Below are 18,142 nucleotides of genomic sequence, written 5' to 3' on the forward strand. Positions count from 1 at the left end.
AGCCGGGCGCAAAACCGAGCCCGCTGCCGACCGAGTGCCGTCTCCGCTCGGTTGGCCTGAAAACTCTTGTCCCGCATCGTGTCTCACTGATTCTTCTGGATGACGTAGCTGTTCTGCGGCACCCGCTATCGCCGCCCGATGCGCGTCGCGAATGCGATGCAGTTCACGACGCCACGCCGGATCCGAATTCACAGTGCACCCGCCTCGCTCAAGCCCGCGCCGGAACCCGCCGAGCTGGGCTGTGGTTCGGTGACCGGAGGGGCCACGGGAGCGGGAGGCACCTCGCTCACCTCATGAGCCTCGTTCGGGCCCTGCCGGACGGAGTGCTCCTCGTCCGAAGTTTCAGGAACGCATACCTCCGGGGTGTCTGCGGTCGATGCGGGTTGCAAGTCCGTCGGTGCACTACCCACCTGCGGCTCGTCGGCCGGTGCGACATCCACCGGCGGTGAGGTCGCTGTGTTCAGCTCGGGAGCGCCGGACTCGGCAGAAGGAGGTGCCGGTTCGATCTCGGGTTCTGCATCGGGTGTGGTTCGATCCCCCGCGGCGGGCTCCGGCGGTTCCACGGTCGCCGAAGACCGGTTCGACACCCCGACACCGCTCGGATCGACGGTCCCGGGAACTTCGACGATCTCCGGCAACCCGAAGGGACCGACGCGCAACTCGAACGTGCGCACCCCGAGGCCCGGTGTCTCGAGTCGAAGCGATACGGCCCCATCGTGTTCGAGCGCGATACGGGCACGATGGCCGTCGAGTTCGGCCTCGAGATGGCCGCGCTCGCCGACGACCTTCGATGCATCACCGAATTCCGGCGACGGGATCGAAGCGGGCGGATCATCGAGCGTTGCAGTCGGATTGGGTTCTGCGGTGGGGTCGGGTTCTGAGGCGGGGTTGGGATCTGCCCTGGGGTCGGGTTCTGCAGTGGGGTCGGCATCGGTCTCGTCGCCGAGACTCCCGTCGCCGGTCGTGTCACCGAGCGCCTCGACAACCCGGTCCACGATGACGTCCACAATGCCGTCCACGATGCCGTCGACGAGTCCGGCGACTGCATCGACCCGACTGTCTTCACGACCATTGTCGTTCTCGGTTTCGCCCCACGCCGTGGGACCGGTGGCACGTGCATCCGGAGCAGGTGCCGGTTGCGCCGGCGGAGCCGAGGCCGGCACCTCGGACGGAGGGTGGGCTGCCGATGCGGGTCCGGTGACGGCTGCCTCTCCCCCGGCTCCGCCCGTGACCGCCGCAGGGCAGTTCTCGGGCGACGACCGCTCACTCGACTTCTCGGCAACAGCCAGCGGCACCCAGCTGCGCTCGTCGAGCTCGTCGAACACGGGGTGGACGACTTCCTCGATGATCTTCACCACCAGGGCCAGGCACTCTCGAACGGCCGTGTCCGTGGCCGTGCAGGCAGACGAAACCGCTGTACACGTGCGTTGCACATGTGGCACGAACTCGCCCTCGATCCATTCTCGAGACCGGTCGGCGACCTCGGCCGCGAACTCGTCCGATACGTCTGCTCGCGCAAATCGCTCGGCCCATTCCGGAAGCGCCGGTGCCAGGCGGGCGAACACGGTTGCCCGGTCGACCGGGACGCACTCGATGCCCGAGGCCAGCAGAAGCGCATCGATTCGGTCGGGATCGTGTCCTTCCACGGCGTCGGTATCGAGGCTTCCGACGAGCTCGGCCTTGTCGGTCACAGCCTCACGCAGTACGTCCACAGCCGCGTACATCGTTTGCAGCGCATCCTCGACCGAGTCGAGAAGCACCCCTGCTCTCTCCTGCTCGGTGGCCACATATCGCTGGGCCGTCTCACCGGTGTCACCGTGCCACCGCAGTCGAAGAACGATCAGGAGCTGCGTCTGCTCGTCCAATTGTTCACCCAGCGCCGCAGCCATAGCCCCGACCGCATCTGCGTCGGACGCCAGAGCCTCCAGGTTCAGGCCGCGCTGCTCGTCGTACCGTGCACACACCTCGTCGTAGCGCGGGACTTCGCTGCCGGGAACGCGCTCGGCCAACGGCAGGAAACGCTCGAAATACAGCAGCCCGACGGCATTGGCGTCGAGAATCTCGTCGACCGATGCTGCCTTGGCGGGCGAGGTGGAAGAAACAGTCACCGCAACGAGTCGATCGCGTGGGCACCGGCGTCGTCCTGTATTTCGTACGCGCTCATCGCGGCGACGAGGGCATCCGCGATGTCGTCGACCGACGACCGCCACACCCCGACGGCTCGCCCGAGCCCGGAGTGGGCGTCGAGATAGGCCGCGCCCAGGTCTCCGTAGTTCCGTCCTGCGGCGGCGGTACCGAATGCCGGTGATGCGATCGAATCGGCTCCCGCACCCAGGGCCTCCGCCGACGCCGTCATCGAGTCCGCCACCTCGCGCACGCGGACCACGTCCACCCAGAATCCGTCGCTCATCGCCCGCCCGTTCCCGCTCGAAGTGCCCCTTTCCCACTATGACGTGCGCCGACTCCCATCGGTTCCCCGGCGAGCGGTAACGTCCCGATACGAAACGTCGGTAACAGACAACCGAGCAGCTCCACCAGCTACTCGAGAACGAGGAGTCCCATGCACATCGGAACGATGCTGAACTACAGCGGTGGTTTCACCGAGACCGTTGCCGAGGTAGCCGAACTCGAGAAGGCGGGCCTCGACATCATCTTCGTGCCCGAGGCCTATTCTTTCGACGCCGTCAGTCAACTCGGGTTCCTTGCGGCCAAGACGAGCACGATCAAGATCGCGTCGGGCATCTTCCAGATCTACACGAGAACGCCGTCGCTGACGGCCATGACGGCCGCCGGCCTCGACTACGTTTCCGACGGGCGCTTCGTTCTCGGACTCGGCGCATCCGGGCCACAGGTCGTCGAGGGTTTCCACGGCGTCAAGTACGACGCACCCATCGCCAGAACCCGTGAGGTCATCGAGATCTGCCGCCAGGTGTGGCGTCGAGAAAAAGTGCAGTATCAGGGCAAGCACTACCAGATCCCGTTGCCGGCGGACAAGGGAACCGGCTTGGGCAAACCACTCAAGCTGATCAATCACCCTGTGCGCGAACGCATTCCGGTCGTCATCGCCGCTCTCGGACCGAAGAACGTCGAGCTCACCGCAGAGATCGCAGAGGGCTGGCAGCCCATCTTCTACTTCCCGGAGAAGGCGGCCGACGTGTGGGGCGAATCGCTGGCCGCAGGCAAGGCCAAACGCGATCCGTCACTCGGCGAACTCGAGGTGTTCGCCAGTCCCACCCTGGCCATCGGCGAGGACGCCGACAAGTACCTCCCCTGGGTCAAGCCGCACCTGGCGCTCTACATCGGCGGCATGGGAGCCAAGGGAAAGAACTTCTACAACTCCCTTGCTCAGCGCTACGGCTACGAAGCCGAGGCCGAGAAGATTCAGGATCTGTACCTCGCCGGCAAGAAAGAGGAAGCAGCAGCGGCGGTTCCGGACGAGCTCGCGCGTTCGGTGAATCTCATCGGACCGGAGAGCTACGTCAAGGAGCGCGTGGCAGCCTTCGCCGAAGCCGGCGTGACGACACTCAACGTCGCACCGTTGGCCGAGGACACCGCAGGACGCGTCGCGCAGCTCACCGCGTTGCGAGAACTCACCGCCTGACGATCGGACACCGCCTGACGATCAGACCGCCGCGACCCGGCCCGCCAACTCCTCGGCGAGCCGGGTCGCGACGTCGAGTTCCGACGCTTCCACCATCACTCGCACGAGCTGTTCGGTCCCGCTGGGACGCAACAGAACTCGCCCCGATTGGCCGAGCTCGAGCTCGGCGACGGCCACGGCGTCCGACACCGACGGTGCCGACGCCACCGCAGCTTTGTCCGAGACACGTACGTTGATCAACACCTGGGGCAGCGTGCGCATCGGCGACGCCAGATCCGCCAGGGTGCGTCCGGTCCGGGCCATCCGCTCCATCACACGCAGCGCGGTCGCGATCCCGTCGCCGGTCGTCCCGATCGCAGGGAGTACGACGTGTCCGCTCTGCTCACCACCGAGTGCGTACCCTCCGCGGCGCAACTCCTCGAGGACGTATCGATCACCGACTGCGGTGGTACGCAACGTGATTCCCGCTTCGCGCATCGCGATGTGGAGCCCGAGGTTGCTCATGACGGTGGCGACCAACGTGTTGTCGGTCAGCGTGCCGTTCTCACTCATCGCGATGGCCAGCACAGCCATGATCGCGTCCCCGTCCACCACCGCACCGGAGGCATCGACCGCGAGGCAGCGGTCGGCGTCGCCGTCGTGCGCGATCCCGAGGTCGGCCCCGTGCTCGACGACAGCCTTCTGCAGCCCTTCCAGGTGCGTCGAACCACACCCGTCGTTGATGTTCAGCCCGTCTGGCTCGGCGTTGATCGCCACGACCGTCGCACCGGCCCGGCGGTAGATCTCCGGTCCGACCGTCGAGGCTGCACCGTGCGAGCAATCCACCACGACGGTGACACCGTCGAGTCGGTGCGAGAGCGGTGCGACGAGGTGCCCGGCATAGAGCTCGGCAGCGTCGGGAGCGACGTCGATGCGACCGATGGCAGCGCCGGTCACATCGACCGGCTTCTCGGTGCGGCCGTCCACCCCGAGCAACGCCTCGATGCGATCTTCCATGTCGTCGTCGAGCTTGTGCCCGCCTGCGGCGAAGATCTTGATTCCGTTGTCGGGCATCGCATTGTGCGAGGCGGAGATCATCACGCCCAGCGCCGCGCCGTATTCGCCGGTGAGGTAGGCGACCGCGGGGGTCGGCAGCACGCCCACGTCGATCACGTCGACACCCGAGGCAGTGAGCCCGGCCGACACTGCGGCACCGAGCATCGAACCGCTGATTCTGGGGTCACGGCCGACGACCGCTGTCCGTCGACCACCGTCGACATCCGGTGCCAGCACGGCGGCGGCAGCCCGGGCGATGGTCATCGCGAGCTCTGCCGTCAGGACCCCGCCTGCGAGTCCCCTCACTCCGTCGGTGCCGAACAATCGCGCCATGAATGAAGACCCCTTCGAACAGAGAGAACATCGTCGGAAAATGCCTCGAGGGCAGGCATCCGATCTTGCTGGAGCCTGCCCTCGAGGATGGAACGGGTAAGACGCGTCAGCGCTTGGAGTACTGCGACGCCTTACGGGCCTTCTTCAGGCCGTACTTCTTGCGCTCGACCGCACGCGCGTCACGCGTGAGGTAGCCGGCGGCCTTGAGAGCCGGGCGATCGTCCGGGGTGAGCTCGATCAGCGCACGCGAGATGGCCAGACGCAGCGCGCCTGCCTGTCCCGACGGTCCGCCACCGTGCAGCAGTGCCACGATGTCGAAGGACTCTGCGCGGTCGACCAGCACCAGAGGAGCCTTGATCAGCTGCTGGTGCACCTTGTTCGGGAAGTAATCCTCGAGGGTGCGGCCGTTGAGCTTGAATCCACCGGTGCCCGAGGACAACCGAACACGAGCGACGGCTTCTTTGCGGCGGCCGACGGTCTGGATCGGGCGATCGAACACGATGGGGGCCGGAGCTGCAGCAGCTTCGATTTCCGTGGCCACCTCGGGATCTTCCACTGCCACGAACTCGTCGGCGGCGATCTCTTCGATGTTCTCCTGCGACGTCACGTCATTTCCCTCCGGCGCCGTCACTGGGACACCTGCTTGATCTCGAACGGAACGGGCTGCTGAGCGGCATGCGGGTGGTTCGGTCCCGCGTAGACCTTCAGCTTGCTCGCGATGGCATTTCCGAGCTTGTTCTTCGGGATCATGCCGACAACGGCCTTCTCCACGAGACGGTCGGGGTTGTTCTCGAGCACCTGACGCGTCGAGCGCGACTTCAGACCGCCCGGATGGCCGGAGTGGTGGTGGTGGAACTTGCCATCGAGCTTGTTGCCACTGATGGCAACTTTCTCGGCGTTGATGATGACGACGAAGTCGCCACCGTCGACGTTGGGTGCGTAGGTGGGCTTGTGCTTACCGCGGAGCAGTGTCGCGGCCTGGACGGCGAGGCGTCCGAGCACGACGTCCGTGGCGTCGATCACATGCCACGTCCGGGTGGTGTCCCCGGCCTTCGGGGCGTAAGTAGACACAGAAAATTCCTGTCTTCATGATGTCGCTGCTGGCCAAGACGTGTGGATGCCCTCGGCGGCCAGTTGAGACCCGAGGACAAGAGCTCTGCGCATCGAAGAAATGCGGCGAGCCCATACACGCCAACGGGGAACGATACCGGGAGCCGGCACCCAGGTCAAAACGCCTCCGACGCGGAAGACCGGCTCAGGACAGGCGAACGCACCGCACACAGCGGCGGGCCGCAGGCAATGCCTCGAGCCTGATCGCCGGTATCGACTCTCCGCACCGCTCGCACGTGCCGTACGTCCCGAGATCCCACCGCGTGGACGCGGCGTCGAGCTCGCGCATCTCGGACTCGGTGTCGGAGATCAGGGCCGCGATCTTGGCACGCTCGAAGGCGATGGTGGAACCCTCCGGGTCGTGTTCGTCGTCGTCGGTGGTCCACCGGCTGCCTTCGATGACCGACGCGAGCTCGTCGCGAAGGGAGTGCAGGCGGTGTTCGGCGCGAGAACGCTCGGCATCGATCGCCGTCCCGAAATCCGTCATCCGTCCAGTACACACCGCCACCACAACCCGCGCCAGGTGCCGCGCCCCTCGACAGTCGTCTGCCCCGACCGACAAGTGCCGATCGGGGCATACGACGCTCGTGGTCTACGGTCAGCGCGCCATGCGCGCCTTGTTCGCCATCTCCACCCCGTGCATGGCCTCGCCGCCGGTGCGGGCGGCCGCGACGAGGCTCGACAGAATGAGATTGAGCTCGTCGGATGCGGAGTTCCACTGACGCTGGAGTTCGTAATAGGACGTCATCGCGTCGCCCTCCCACGATTCGTAGAGTCTCTTCGCAGTGCCGTCCACGTCGGCGAGAAGGTCTTTGGTCACGTTCGCCTGCTTGTTCATCGCCTCGGTCAACGCCGCGATCTGAGCGAAGTCGTACTTCATGTCGAATCAGTCTCCTAAATAGAGCTCGGTCGTGTGGTCGGTCGTTCGGTGGCCGGTCGTGCCGTCAGTTGAACGTGGTCAGTCCCGAACCGAGCGATCCCGCCACCTGGTTCACAGCCGCCACGTTGTCGTCGTCCGCATCGGAGTAGCCGTGGCCGTTGGTCTTGATGTCCGCCGAGATCTGCTCGAGCGCGCTGCGCATCTTCTGGGCACTGGTGTCCCACTGCGACATGACATCCTGAAACGACTTGCCGGCCTTGCCCACCCACGCCTCGGCGGTCTGCTCGACGATGGAACGCACGGCCGAGTTGGACGCATCGATCGACACGCTCAGGCCCTCGATCGTCGCCCCGGCAGCAACGAGCTCCTGCGGTGTGACGGTGACGCCGTTCGACGAACCCATAGATTCCGGTCCCCCTGGATATCCCACTTCGACTCCTCTGCTTCGATTTTCGTATTCACGTACGCCCGCGGCGCACATGACGCTCGACCGAGGGACCGCGTGCGGCCCGCTCACTCCCCTACATCTCCTTGGACGCAGCCACCCCTTGGTTCGGTTCCGGCATACGGCGAAAATTTGCGCGGCGGCCTCAACTCATCGGCACGATCTCCAGAGTCTGGGTGGCCAGATCACATTCGGTGTCGATCGCGGACGAGTCCGGTCCCTCGAACTGGCAGCCAATGCTCACCTGCACATCCGATTCGACCAGCACACGCCACAACACAGTGGACGCATCGGCCGGCCGCTCGACGTACGAGATCCCCACCCGACCTCCGAAATCACGGGCAGGCTCCAGCGATCCGATCGGGGAGTCGGGTCCACGCGCGTCGACTGCCGCACCGAGCTCGGACGCAACCTGTTCGAGCGTCGAGCCGGGCACCAGTTCCTGCACTGTGACGACGATGCGACGCTCGGGTGCTGTCGGCGGAATCAACACCATCCGGGCCGGGTCCTCCATCCTGGTCCAGGTCGCCGGTAGTCGCAGCGACGCCCGGCCCGAGACGAACGTCGCCGACGGGATCACCGACGGTGACTCGCTCGTCGCCGATACTGCTGTCGCCGAGGTCGTTTCGGTCGCGGGGGTCGTTTCGGTCGCGGGGGTGGCTTCGGTCGCCGATGCCGCCAGGGTGGCAGGCACCTCGAACGGCGGCGAGGTCGCGACGGCCACCTCTTGCGGAGACCGAAGGACGAACGTCAGTGCAACGACACCACCGGCAACGATGACCGATGCGGCCACCGCACCGAACACTCGAACCGGCAATCCGCTTCTTCGGGGAGGTGGCACCGCGACGGTCACTTCATCGAGCCATGCCGCCGAGCGCCCTGCCGCGGCTCGCCCTGGCGGGGCAGTTTCCACCTCAGCTCCCGCACGTCGATACAGAGACCTGGCGACGTCGAGTCCGGTCAGCCATCGTGCCGGATCTTCCGCAGCGGGGCTCGAGCTCGAACCCGACTCCGCCACGATGAAAATGTCCTCGGGACATTGCGACACCGACGATCGAAGGTAGTCGTCGGCTCGTCGTCGCCAGCTGTCGTCTCGTTCTCCGACAGCAAGTACTGCACCGATGTCGCCGCCGTGAGTTCTTGCCTCGTCCACCAGGACGACCGTCGTGTCGAGGGTGCCCACTTCGATCACCACCGCAGCAGCCGGTGCGCGTTCTCCCGCCGATGCGACCGCGGCGATCGCCGTCTCCACGACGACGACCTCGCTCGCCGACGTGGCGAACACGGCTCGGAGGAGCTCTCGACGCTCGTCGCCCCACGTCGAGGGATACGCGATCTCGAGCAGATCGAGTCGGTCGTGTATCCCGGCTCCCTGCAGCGCCGACCACACGATCCCGTGCAGGACTTCGCCGCGATCCCACACTGCGTCGCCCACGAGGATCGATCGATCGTCGAGACACAGCAGCGGAGGGACCTCGGTGTCCGCGCCCGCCCGCCCGAAGACGAGTCGACCACCCTCCGATACCGCGTATGCGGATCCGACGTGTTCGCGTGGACCCTGCAGCGTCGCACCGGACGCGACGACAGCAATCTCCGAATGACTCAGGTGCACAGCCGCGTAACGCCACTGCGGCCTCGTCAACTCGAGTGCCCGAGCTGCACGAGCGCGGGGCCGGACCGATCGACGAACACTCCACGTCCGGGCGGCATCGGGCTCGGACGCACGGTGCCGATCAAGCTCCCCTCGTCTCGGCTCCCGCTCATGACCAATCCCGGGGTCACCAGGTCGCGTAGCCGCCCGATCACCGGGTCGAACAGCACCCGCCCCGCCCGAACACTGCCGGTGACCACCGCGAGACGAATCGGCTGCATCGTGTCGGCACCGGACCCGGCGCGATCGTCGCTCATCCTTCTCCTCCACAACATTCGTCGCCGACTATTGCCGGTCGAGTCTCCCGGGTGGCAGCATTGCGCGCGGCCAACATGTCGGCGGGTGGATAGTCGACCCGCACCAGGGCAAGTCCGTGGGCCGGGGCCACTGCCACCTCGCTCGCGCGTTCTCGACGACCGAGCAGGGAACGTGCCCAGTCGGGGGTTCGTCGTCCTTCACCGACGGCCTGCATCGCCCCGACCAGACTGCGCACCATCGACCAGCAGAACGCATCGGCGCTGACGTACGCGGTCAATCGATCCCCCTCGCGTTCCCAGTCGAAGCGCTGCAGTTCTCGCACCGTCGTGGCACCGTCTCGCCTCTTGCAGAACGCTGCGAAATCGTGCAGTCCGATCAGTGCCTGCGACGCCTCGCGTACCGCGTCCAGATCGATCGGCCGAGGCCAGGACACGACTCCGGCGACATCCAGAGGATCGACGCCGTAGAGCGCTGTGCCGAATCGGTACTCGTAGTGACGGCGATATGCCGAGAACCGAGCGTCGAAGTCGGGCGAGACCCCCGTGATCGCACGAACCCGGACGTCGGCGGGAAGGAAGCGCGCCATTCTTCGAATCAACCGGTCGTGCTCGTCCGGCACACCCACGGCGTCGAAATGTGCAACCTGACCGGTCGCGTGAACTCCGGCGTCGGTTCGACCGGCCACCGTCAGCTCGACCGGTTGACGGAGCACAGTGGAGAAAGCCTCCTCGAGCACGCCGCACACGGTTCGGATACCGGGTTGCCGAGCCCAGCCGGAGAAGTGCGTGCCGTCGTACGAGATGTCGAGCCGGTATCTGGTGGGGACCGACAAAGCGGGCCCGCCATCTCCTGAGGAAATGGCGGGCCCGCTTCGGTCGTGCTCGGAGCTCACAAGGACTAGTCCTTCTTCGCATCCTCGGCCTCGGGGGCGTCCGACGCGTGAGCGTCGTTGTCCTCGATGCCTTCGATGACTGCGTCGGCGTTGGCCACCTCGGCGTCGGTCGCGTCGGCTTCGACAGCCTCGACGACGTTGTCGTCTGCCGTGTCTTCGGCCGGAGCCTCGGTTGCGGCGGGAGCAGCCTTCGATGCCTTCACGCGGCGTGCGCGGTCGGCTTCGTTGGACACCGTCTGCTCGTTGACGAGCTCGATGATGGCCATCGGCGAGTTGTCACCCTTACGGGGGACGGTCTTGATGATGCGCGTGTAGCCACCGTCGCGATCGGCGAAGAAAGGCCCGATCTCGGCGAAGAGCTTGTGCACGACATCTTTGTTGTTGATCGTCTTGAGAACCTCACGACGATGGGCCAGATCACCCTTCTTGGCATGGGTGACGAGCTTCTCGGCGTGGGGACGAAGGCGCTTGGCCTTCGACTCGGTGGTGGTGATGCGGCCGTGCTCGAAGAGTGACGTCGCCAGGTTGGCCAGGATGGCCTTCTGGTGTGACGCCGACCCGCCGAGACGGCGGCCCTTGGTGGGCTTGGGCATGATGAATCTCCTAGTAAGAGCTCCAGCGAGCTGATTACAGCTGTTCTGTCTCGGCGTAGTCCTGCTCGGCGCCTTCGGTATCGCCGAAGGAGCCTGCGTCGGTGTCACTCCACGTGCCGGTGGTGGCGTCGTAGCCAGGCACGGTGCTCGGATCGAACGACGCGGGGCTGTCCTTGAGGGAAAGGCCGAGCGAGTGCAGCTTGACCTTCACCTCGTCGATGGACTTCTGCCCGAAGTTACGGATGTCGAGCAGATCGGACTCGGTACGACCAACCAACTCACCGACGGTGTGAACACCTTCGCGCTTGAGGCAGTTGTAGGAACGAACCGTCAGGTCCAGATCCTCGATGGGGAGTCCGAAGGATGCGATGTGATCGGCCTCGGCGGGCGAGGGTCCGATCTCGATGCCTTCTGCTTCGACGTTCAGCTCACGGGCGAGGCCGAAGAGCTCAACCAGGGTCTTGCCCGCCGAAGCGAGCGCGTCCCGCGCGGTGATGGAATTCTTGGTCTCCACGTCGAGAACGAGCCGATCGAAGTCGGTGCGCTGTTCGACGCGGGTGGCCTCCACCTTGTAGGTGACCTTGAGCACGGGCGAGTAGATCGAGTCGACCGGAATACGGCCGATCTCGGCACCCGATGCCTTGTTCTGAACGGCGGGGACGTAGCCGCGACCGCGCTCGACGACGAGCTCGATCTCCAACTTGCCCTTGTCGTTCAGGGTCGCGATGTGCAGATCCGGATTGTTCACCGTGACGCCGGCCGGAGGCACGATGTCGCCTGCGGTGACAGCGCCGGGGCCCTGCTTGCGGACGTACATGGTGACCGGCTCGTCTTCTTCGGAGCTCACCACGAGTCCCTTGAGGTTCAGGATGATGTCGGTGACATCTTCCTTGACTCCGGGAACGGTGGTGAATTCGTGGAGGACGCCGTCGATACGGATGCTGGTGACAGCAGCGCCGGGGATCGACGACAGCAGGGTGCGGCGGAGCGAGTTGCCGAGTGTGTAACCGAAACCGGGCTCGAGCGGCTCGATGACGAATTTCGAGCGGTTGTCGGCGATGACCTCTTCGGTCAGCGTCGGGCGCTGTGAAATGAGCATTCTGTGTTCCTCCTGTACGGGCGTCCGCTATTTGACGCCCACGTGTGGAGGCGAAGACGCATGTGAGCCTCGCGGGGAGACTCACATGCGTGCTGCGCCTTACTTCGAGTAGTACTCGACGATGAGCTGCTCCTGGAGCGGCACATCGATCTGTGCGCGCTCCGGCACCCGGTGAACCAGGATGCGAAGACGGTTGGGGACGACCTGCAGCCACGGAGCCACCGGACGATCGCCGTAGCTCTCACGAGCGATCTGGATCGGCAGGGTCTGCGCGGACTTCTCGCGGACATCGATGATGTCGTACTGCGAGACGCGGTAGCTGGGGATGTCCACTCGCTTGTTGTTCACGAGGAAGTGGCCATGGGTGACCAGCTGGCGTGCCTGACGACGCGTACGTGCGAGACCCGCACGGTAGACGACGTTGTCGAGGCGAGTCTCGAGGATGGTCAGCAGGTTCTCACCGGTCTTGCCGGCGGCCCTGTTGGCTTCCTTGTAGTACAGACGGAACTGCTTCTCCATGACGCCGTAGGTGAAGCGAGCCTTCTGCTTCTCCTGCAGCTGGAGCAGGTACTCGCTCTCCTTGATCCGCGCGCGGCCGTGCTGGCCGGGCGGGTAGGGACGACGCTCGAACGCCTGGTCGCCTCCGACGAGGTCGACGCGCAGACGACGCGACTTGCGGGTGATAGGACCGGTATAACGTGCCATTTTCTAAACCTTTCCTTCCCGCTAGACCCGACGCCGCTTGGGCGGACGGCAGCCGTTGTGCGGCTGAGGGGTGACATCGGAGATGGTGCCGACCTCGAGGCCTGCGGCCTGAAGTGAGCGGATCGCGGTCTCACGGCCGGAGCCGGGACCCTTGACGAACACGTCGACCTTCTTGACGCCGTGCTCCTGAGCCTTGCGCGCAGCGTTCTCGGCTGCGAGCTGTGCGGCGAACGGAGTCGACTTGCGCGAGCCCTTGAAGCCCACGTGTCCCGAGGACGCCCACGAGATGACGTTTCCGGCGGGGTCGGTGATCGACACGATCGTGTTGTTGAACGTGCTCTTGATGTGCGCAGATCCGTGCGGGACGTTCTTCTTGTCCCTGCGACGCGTCTTCTGCGCCTTCTTCGGACCGGTACCGCGTGCTTTGGGGGGCATTACTTCGCCTTCTTCTTGCCGGCAATGGTGCGCTTGGGTCCCTTACGGGTACGCGCATTGGTCTTGGTGCGCTGTCCACGGACGGGCAGACCACGACGGTGGCGAAGACCCTGGTAGCAGCCGATTTCGATCTTGCGTCGGATGTCGGCCTGCACCTCGCGGCGCAGATCGCCCTCGACCTTGAGGGACTCGTTGATGTAATCGCTGAGCTTGCGCAGATCGTCGTCGCCGAGATCCTTGCTGCGCAGGTCGGGGCTGACGCCCGTTGCTGCGAGAATTTCCTTGGAGCGGGTACGGCCGACGCCGTAGATGTAAGTCAGTGCGATCTCCATGCGCTTTTCGCGCGGCAGATCCACACCTGCGAGACGTGCCATGTGGCATTTCCTTTTCTTGTCCGGAGGTCTGCTCCCAGTCCGTCCCCTGTGTCCTTCTCACCGCTGGGGTGGGAAGCGTCTTTCAACAAACTCAGTGGGGCCCCGGCCTCCGTGCCGGGGGTCTGCCGCAACGCGTGTGTTGCGGTTGGTGCTGGGAGGTCATCTTCTAGCTGTTGCCAAGCCGACGTGCGTGATGCTCGGTGGTTATCCCTGACGCTGCTTGTGACGCAGGTTGTCGCAGATCACCATGACGCGTCCGTTACGACGAATCACCTTGCACTTCTCGCAGATCTTCTTGACGCTCGGCTGAACCTTCACGTCGTTGATCTCCTGTGTGTAGCTCGGACGCGCTGCGAGCAGCGGACCGAGCATGGTTCTCCCCGACCGGACATGGCCGAGGAAGCTCTTACTTGTAGCGGTAAACGATGCGTCCACGCGTGAGGTCGTAGGGCGAAAGCTCTACCACGACGCGATCCTCGGGAAGGATGCGGATGTAGTGCTGACGCATCTTTCCGCTGATGTGGGCGAGTACCTTGTGGCCGTTTTCGAGCTCAATGCGAAACATCGCATTGGGCAGCGGTTCGACAACTCGGCCCTCTACCTCGATAGCACCGTCTTTCTTGGCCATATCCTCCGCGATCCTGGCTCTCACACCTGGTTGATTGCATCTGTTTCCGTTACCGTGATGCCCACTGACCGACTCCTCGGAACCGAGTCGGAGTATCGCCGGAGGGCCGCACAGCCCTCGAGGCATGCGAACATCCGGTACGCAGGGCGCACCGTCGATCTATGTTACCGGCAAAGACAGATCTGGCCAAATGCGCGCGAAGCGGGCACGAAACGCGTCGGATGGCGACGTTAGATTAACTGAGCTAACCTTTCGTCCGCCCGCCATCGTTCAGCCACCGAGCCCGCAAGGTGCCCTCTTGAGTTCCAACCCGTCCGGCCCAGCCGTCTCCGTGATCATTCCCGTACACAACGCCAGAGATGTGCTCGACGAGCAACTACGCGCGCTCGCACACCAGGACTACGACGCCCCGTTCGAGGTCGTCGTCAGCGACAACGGCTCGACCGACGGAGTGCGCGAGTTCGTGGAGGACCACGCGCTACGGGCCCACTTGAATCTGAAGTACGTCGATTCGTCCGGCACCCCAGGCGCGTCGCATGCCCGCAATCGCGGAGCGGAAGCAGCCGAGGGCCCGCTGCTGGCCTTCTGCGATGCCGACGACGTCGTACACCCGACATGGCTGCGGCGCATCACCGCCGAACTGGACAGCTACGACCTCGTGGGAACCGGCCTGAGCACCGAGGCGCTGAACTCCGAAGCGACGCGCGCCGCAGTTCCGTTCGCCCCACCTTCGAATCAGGGCAAGTCGCCCTTTCGCCCGTTCGTCATCGGGGCGAGTATGGCGTGCCGCGCGTCGACCTACCGAGATCTCGGCGGGATGCTCGAATTCGTTCATGCCAGCGAGGACATGGAATTCTCCTGGCGCGCACAGCAATCGGGTGCCCGCCTGCACTTCATAGCCGAGCCGCTGGTCGAATATCGTTTGCGCACCGGCCGCCGGGACAATTGGAAGCAGGCCGGGGCACTGGGATACGGATCGGCCCACGTCCGCGGAATGTATCGGGCTGCCGGATGCCCGCCGTTCCGAATCCGCACAATTTCCGTAGCGCTCCTCGCGCTCGCGGTACGAAACCCGTTGCTGCCGACCGCAGTGACTCGGATGCCGACTCGCCTCTGGCTACGCCTGACGGCCGCCCACCTCGGACTCATCCGAGGGGGCCGCCGGTACTCGTCACTCACCTGGTGAGCGTTGACCTGGTAGTTCTAACGAGGCCGAACCGTCAGGATTCGCGGGCCGTCCTCGGTCACCGCGACCGTGTGTTCCCAGTGCGCCGCACGAGAACCATCGGTGGTCACCACGGTCCACCCGTCGTCGAGAATGTCGGTCTCGTAGGTACCGAGCGTCAACATCGGTTCGATGGCCAGCGTGGAACCCACCACGAGCTCCGGTCCTTTGCCCGGCGCGCCCTCGTTCGCGAGGAACGGGTCCATATGCATTTCGCGGCCGATTCCGTGGCCGCCGTAACCGTCGACAATTCCGTATTTGCGACCGTGAGCATCCTCGGCCGCGTGCGTACCGGACTCGATGGCGTGGGAGATGTCGGTCAGACGATTGCCGGGGATCATCGCAGCGATCCCGGCCTCCATGGAAAGCCTGGTCGCGTCGCTCAGCAACGCATCGGCCTCGATGATGTCGCCGACGCCGAACGTCCACGCCGAATCTCCGTGCCAACCGTCCAGAACGGCACCGCAGTCGATGGACACGAGATCACCGGCGACCAACAACTCGTCCGCCGACGGAATGCCGTGCACGACGCGGTCGTTCACCGAGGAGCAGATGCTGCCGGTGAAACCGTGGTACCCCAGGAAAGAGGGCACCGCACCGGCATCACGGATGACCGCCTCGGCAACTCGGTCGAGTTCGAGCGTCGAGACCCCGGGCTTGGCTGCATCTCGTACGGCGACGAGAGCGGCACCTACCACGGCACCGGCTGCCGCCATCGCGTCGAGCTCACCAGCGCTCTTGAACGGGACGACTTTTCGTTTACGGCCGAACGCCATTACTTGCCGTGGTCCTCGATGGACTTCAGCGCGCGGGCGTTGACTTCGTCCACCTCACCGATCGCATCGACGGTGACCAGCTTGTCGGAGTAGTAGTCCAACAGCGGTGCCGTCTCGTCGCGGTACACCTTGAGCCGATTACGGATGACGTCCTCTTTGTCGTCCTCACGGCCGCGCGCCAGCATACGGTCCACGACGACGTCCTCGTCGACGACGAAGGACAGCACTGCATCGAGATGCGCGTTCAGGTCGGAGAGGATGTCGACCAGAGCTTCGGCCTGACCGACCGAACGCGGGAAACCGTCGAGCAGGAATCCGTTGACGGCGTCGGGCTCGGCGAGTCGACTGCGCACCATGTCCACGGTGAGTTCGCTCGGCACGAGGTCGCCCGCGTCGAGGTACTTCTTCGCTTCCAATCCGAGCGGGGTCTTCTCGCCGATGTTGGCGCGAAAGAGATCGCCTGTCGAAATGTGTGGCACGCCCAGCTTCTCGGAGAGGAGGACGGCCTGAGTGCCTTTGCCGGCACCGGGGGGACCGAGCAGAACAAGTCTCACTTGAGGAACCCTTCGTAGTTACGCTGCATCAGCTGGCTTTCGATCTGCTTCACGGTGTCGAGGCCCACGCTGACCATGATCAACACGGCGGTACCACCGAACGGAAGGTTTTGAGCTCCGCCCGAACTGCCGATGTCGAGGAACAGGTTGGGAAGCACCGCAATGGTGCCCAGGTACACCGCACCGGGCAGCGTGATGCGACTGAGAACGTAGTTGAGGTAATCGGCTGTCGGCTTACCCGGTCGGATACCCGGGATGAATCCACCGAACTTCTTCATCTCGTCGGCCCGCTCTTCGGGGTTGAACGTGATCGCCACGTAGAAGTACGTGAAGAAGACGATCAGCCCGAAGAAGATAGCGATGTACACCGGGTTCGCCGGGTTCACCAGATACTCGTTGATGATCCGCTGCCACCAGCTCGGATCGGTTGCGGTGCTGGCGGACGTGAGCTGGGCGATGAGATTGGGTAGGTAGAGGAGCGAGGACGCGAAGATCACCGGGATGACGCCGGCCTGGTTGACCTTGAGCGGCAGATACGTGGACGAGCCGCCGTACATCTTCCGGCCGACCATGCGCTTGGCGTACTGGACCGGGATTCGGCGCTGACCCTGCTCGACGAAGACCACACCGGTGATGATGAGGAACGCTGCGAAGCAGACGAACCCGAAGACCAACCCGCCGCGGCTCTCCAGAATCGAGTTGCCCTCGGACGGGATGCGCGAGGCAATTCCGGCGAAGATCAGCAGCGACATTCCGTTGCCGACACCGCGCTCGGTGATGACCTCGCCGAACCACATCACGACGGCTGCGCCTGCAGTCATGACCAGCACGATGATGACGAGCCCGAAGATGGACTGGTCGGCGATGATGTCCTGCTGACATCCCTGGAGCAATTGGCCGCGCGAAGCGAGGGCCACCAGGCCGGTCGCCTGCAGGATGGCCAGTGCGATCGACAGGTAACGCGTGTATTGCGTCATCTTGGCCTGGCCCGACTGTCCCTCCTTGCGGAGTTCCTCGAACTTGGGAATGACGACGGTGAGCAGCTGCACGATGATGCTGGCGGTGATGTACGGCATGATGCCGATCGCGAACACCGAGAGCTGGAGGAGCGCTCCACCGGAGAACAAGTTGATCAACGAGTAGATGCCCGCCGAATCTCCACCGGAGACCTGGTCGATGCATGCTCGGACATTGGCGTAGTCGACACCCGGCGACGGCAGTGTTGCACCGAAGCGATACAGGGCCACCAGACCGAGCGTGAAGAGGATCTTCCGTCTCAGGTCAGGAGTCCTGAGGGCCGACACGAAGGCGGAAAGCAAAGATCCTCCTGGCACGACTGCGTTGACGCCGCGAGTGCTTCGTCGGGAGCGACTGATGCTCCCGTGAGCCTCACGAGCATGGACTGCGGACGACATACATCGACCGCATCGGTACGAACTTCTCTGAACTCTAGAACTCTAACAGTGCGCATCGAACGGACCGACGGTCAGTGTTGGACCCTGGCCGATCGGTCGACACACACGACATTCCGTGTAGGCAACGATGGCC

The 18,142-nt window shown here is 64.7% G+C and carries 23 protein-coding genes; 2 read left to right on the forward strand and 21 right to left on the reverse strand.

Features of this window, described 5'->3' with window-relative positions:
• Positions 1-188 precede the first annotated feature (188 nt).
• Both J1M81_RS18170 and J1M81_RS18175 read right to left on the reverse strand, forming a co-directional pair.
• On the reverse strand, positions 189-2,108 hold the full coding sequence (locus tag J1M81_RS18170) for a hypothetical protein (RefSeq protein WP_206498532.1): 1,920 nt from the start codon (positions 2,106-2,108) through the stop codon (positions 189-191).
• Complete coding sequence (locus tag J1M81_RS18175) at positions 2,105-2,410, reverse strand: type VII secretion target (protein WP_048319791.1); 306 nt, start codon at positions 2,408-2,410, stop codon at positions 2,105-2,107. The genes J1M81_RS18170 and J1M81_RS18175 overlap by 4 nt, the downstream gene beginning before the upstream one ends.
• A 150-nt stretch (positions 2,411-2,560) precedes the next feature.
• Between J1M81_RS18175 and J1M81_RS18180 the strand changes: the two genes are divergently transcribed.
• Positions 2,561-3,601, forward strand: coding sequence for an LLM class F420-dependent oxidoreductase (locus J1M81_RS18180; RefSeq protein WP_027496347.1), 1,041 nt, complete (start codon positions 2,561-2,563; stop codon positions 3,599-3,601).
• 21 nt (positions 3,602-3,622) lie between these two features.
• Here J1M81_RS18180 and glmM read toward each other — a convergent pair whose 3' ends face one another.
• From glmM to infA, 16 genes are all read right to left on the reverse strand, one after another.
• Complete coding sequence (glmM, locus tag J1M81_RS18185; RefSeq protein ID WP_027496346.1) at positions 3,623-4,969, reverse strand: phosphoglucosamine mutase; 1,347 nt, start codon at positions 4,967-4,969, stop codon at positions 3,623-3,625.
• A gap of 106 nt (positions 4,970-5,075) precedes the next feature.
• The gene (rpsI, locus tag J1M81_RS26685) at positions 5,076-5,600 is read right to left on the reverse strand and encodes a 30S ribosomal protein S9 (protein ID WP_027496345.1); all 525 of its coding nucleotides are present in this window, start codon (positions 5,598-5,600) and stop codon (positions 5,076-5,078) included.
• The gene (rplM, locus tag J1M81_RS18195; protein WP_027496344.1) at positions 5,597-6,040 is read right to left on the reverse strand and encodes a 50S ribosomal protein L13; all 444 of its coding nucleotides are present in this window, start codon (positions 6,038-6,040) and stop codon (positions 5,597-5,599) included. Before rplM ends, rpsI begins: the two co-directional genes overlap by 4 nt.
• 184 nt (positions 6,041-6,224) lie before the next feature.
• Positions 6,225-6,566 carry a TraR/DksA C4-type zinc finger protein gene (locus J1M81_RS18200; protein WP_027496343.1) on the reverse strand — a complete coding sequence of 114 codons (342 nt, stop codon included), beginning with the start codon at positions 6,564-6,566 and terminating at the stop codon, positions 6,225-6,227.
• 111 nt (positions 6,567-6,677) lie between these two features.
• Positions 6,678-6,959, reverse strand: a complete 282-nt coding sequence (locus J1M81_RS18205) for a WXG100 family type VII secretion target (RefSeq protein WP_032365622.1) — start codon at positions 6,957-6,959, stop codon at positions 6,678-6,680.
• A 64-nt stretch (positions 6,960-7,023) separates the two neighbouring features.
• Positions 7,024-7,362, reverse strand: coding sequence for a WXG100 family type VII secretion target (locus J1M81_RS18210; RefSeq protein WP_032365623.1), 339 nt, complete (start codon positions 7,360-7,362; stop codon positions 7,024-7,026).
• Positions 7,363-7,549: 187 nt separating this feature from the next.
• Positions 7,550-9,046: a type VII secretion-associated protein gene (locus J1M81_RS18215; protein WP_206498533.1), complete on the reverse strand. Its 1,497-nt coding sequence runs from the start codon at positions 9,044-9,046 to the stop codon at positions 7,550-7,552.
• Positions 9,043-9,312, reverse strand: a complete 270-nt coding sequence (locus tag J1M81_RS18220) for a hypothetical protein (RefSeq protein WP_374223902.1) — start codon at positions 9,310-9,312, stop codon at positions 9,043-9,045. Before J1M81_RS18220 ends, J1M81_RS18215 begins: the two co-directional genes overlap by 4 nt.
• Positions 9,309-10,205, reverse strand: coding sequence for a tRNA pseudouridine(38-40) synthase TruA (gene truA / locus J1M81_RS18225; RefSeq protein ID WP_032400137.1), 897 nt, complete (start codon positions 10,203-10,205; stop codon positions 9,309-9,311). The genes J1M81_RS18220 and truA overlap by 4 nt, the downstream gene beginning before the upstream one ends.
• Positions 10,206-10,210: 5 nt before the next feature.
• On the reverse strand, positions 10,211-10,798 hold the full coding sequence (gene rplQ / locus J1M81_RS18230; RefSeq protein WP_027496333.1) for a 50S ribosomal protein L17: 588 nt from the start codon (positions 10,796-10,798) through the stop codon (positions 10,211-10,213).
• A 34-nt stretch (positions 10,799-10,832) separates the two neighbouring features.
• Positions 10,833-11,897, reverse strand: coding sequence for a DNA-directed RNA polymerase subunit alpha (locus tag J1M81_RS18235; protein ID WP_027496332.1), 1,065 nt, complete (start codon positions 11,895-11,897; stop codon positions 10,833-10,835).
• A gap of 99 nt (positions 11,898-11,996) precedes the next feature.
• Entirely contained in the window at positions 11,997-12,602 is a 606-nt protein-coding gene (gene rpsD / locus J1M81_RS18240; protein ID WP_008718223.1) for a 30S ribosomal protein S4, read from the reverse strand.
• Positions 12,603-12,623: 21 nt separating this feature from the next.
• Positions 12,624-13,037, reverse strand: coding sequence for a 30S ribosomal protein S11 (gene rpsK, locus J1M81_RS18245; RefSeq protein WP_027496331.1), 414 nt, complete (start codon positions 13,035-13,037; stop codon positions 12,624-12,626).
• On the reverse strand, positions 13,037-13,411 hold the full coding sequence (gene rpsM, locus J1M81_RS18250; protein ID WP_027496330.1) for a 30S ribosomal protein S13: 375 nt from the start codon (positions 13,409-13,411) through the stop codon (positions 13,037-13,039). The genes rpsK and rpsM overlap by 1 nt, the downstream gene beginning before the upstream one ends.
• 204 nt (positions 13,412-13,615) lie before the next feature.
• Positions 13,616-13,729: a 50S ribosomal protein L36 gene (rpmJ, locus tag J1M81_RS18255; protein WP_025347279.1), complete on the reverse strand. Its 114-nt coding sequence runs from the start codon at positions 13,727-13,729 to the stop codon at positions 13,616-13,618.
• A gap of 88 nt (positions 13,730-13,817) precedes the next feature.
• Entirely contained in the window at positions 13,818-14,039 is a 222-nt protein-coding gene (infA, locus tag J1M81_RS18260; RefSeq protein ID WP_005140011.1) for a translation initiation factor IF-1, read from the reverse strand.
• A gap of 298 nt (positions 14,040-14,337) precedes the next feature.
• On the opposite strand from infA, the gene J1M81_RS18265 reads away from it, so the two are divergent.
• Complete coding sequence (locus J1M81_RS18265) at positions 14,338-15,225, forward strand: glycosyltransferase family 2 protein (protein ID WP_206498534.1); 888 nt, start codon at positions 14,338-14,340, stop codon at positions 15,223-15,225.
• Positions 15,226-15,242: 17 nt separating this feature from the next.
• Here J1M81_RS18265 and map read toward each other — a convergent pair whose 3' ends face one another.
• The 3 genes from map to secY are packed head-to-tail and all read right to left on the reverse strand — an operon-like array spanning position 15,243 to position 17,913.
• Positions 15,243-16,040, reverse strand: a complete 798-nt coding sequence (map, locus tag J1M81_RS18270; protein WP_027496329.1) for a type I methionyl aminopeptidase — start codon at positions 16,038-16,040, stop codon at positions 15,243-15,245.
• Positions 16,040-16,594, reverse strand: a complete 555-nt coding sequence (locus tag J1M81_RS18275; protein WP_027496328.1) for an adenylate kinase — start codon at positions 16,592-16,594, stop codon at positions 16,040-16,042. Before J1M81_RS18275 ends, map begins: the two co-directional genes overlap by 1 nt.
• On the reverse strand, positions 16,591-17,913 hold the full coding sequence (secY, locus tag J1M81_RS18280) for a preprotein translocase subunit SecY (RefSeq protein ID WP_027496327.1): 1,323 nt from the start codon (positions 17,911-17,913) through the stop codon (positions 16,591-16,593). Before secY ends, J1M81_RS18275 begins: the two co-directional genes overlap by 4 nt.
• Between the last annotated feature and the right edge of the window lie 229 nt (positions 17,914-18,142).

The sequence above is a fragment of the Rhodococcus sp. KRD175 genome, assembly GCF_017168275.1.
GTDB lineage: Bacteria > Actinomycetota > Actinomycetes > Mycobacteriales > Mycobacteriaceae > Rhodococcoides > Rhodococcoides fascians.

Bases quoted from the DNA above. Each gene is read 5' to 3' on its own strand.
- infA (WP_005140011.1), bottom strand. From the start codon at position 14,039: ATGGCCAAGAAAGACGGTGCTATCGAGGTAGAGGGCCGAGTTGTCGAA.
- J1M81_RS18210 (WP_032365623.1), bottom strand. From the start codon at position 7,362: ATGGGTTCGTCGAACGGCGTCACCGTCACACCGCAGGAGCTCGTTGCT.
- map (WP_027496329.1), bottom strand. From the start codon at position 16,040: ATGGCGTTCGGCCGTAAACGAAAAGTCGTCCCGTTCAAGAGCGCTGGT.
- J1M81_RS18220 (WP_374223902.1), bottom strand. From the start codon at position 9,312: ATGAGCGACGATCGCGCCGGGTCCGGTGCCGACACGATGCAGCCGATT.
- rplQ (WP_027496333.1), bottom strand. From the start codon at position 10,798: ATGCCCAAGCCCACCAAGGGCCGCCGTCTCGGCGGGTCGGCGTCACAC.
- J1M81_RS18205 (WP_032365622.1), bottom strand. From the start codon at position 6,959: ATGAAGTACGACTTCGCTCAGATCGCGGCGTTGACCGAGGCGATGAAC.
- glmM (WP_027496346.1), bottom strand. From the start codon at position 4,969: ATGGCGCGATTGTTCGGCACCGACGGAGTGAGGGGACTCGCAGGCGGG.
- J1M81_RS18180 (WP_027496347.1), top strand. From the start codon at position 2,561: ATGCACATCGGAACGATGCTGAACTACAGCGGTGGTTTCACCGAGACC.
- rpsD (WP_008718223.1), bottom strand. From the start codon at position 12,602: ATGGCACGTTATACCGGTCCTATCACCCGCAAGTCGCGTCGTCTGCGC.
- J1M81_RS18175 (WP_048319791.1), bottom strand. From the start codon at position 2,410: ATGAGCGACGGATTCTGGGTGGACGTGGTCCGCGTGCGCGAGGTGGCG.
- rpsM (WP_027496330.1), bottom strand. From the start codon at position 13,411: ATGGCACGTCTCGCAGGTGTGGATCTGCCGCGCGAAAAGCGCATGGAG.
- J1M81_RS18200 (WP_027496343.1), bottom strand. From the start codon at position 6,566: ATGACGGATTTCGGGACGGCGATCGATGCCGAGCGTTCTCGCGCCGAA.
- J1M81_RS18235 (WP_027496332.1), bottom strand. From the start codon at position 11,897: ATGCTCATTTCACAGCGCCCGACGCTGACCGAAGAGGTCATCGCCGAC.
- rpsK (WP_027496331.1), bottom strand. From the start codon at position 13,037: ATGCCCCCCAAAGCACGCGGTACCGGTCCGAAGAAGGCGCAGAAGACG.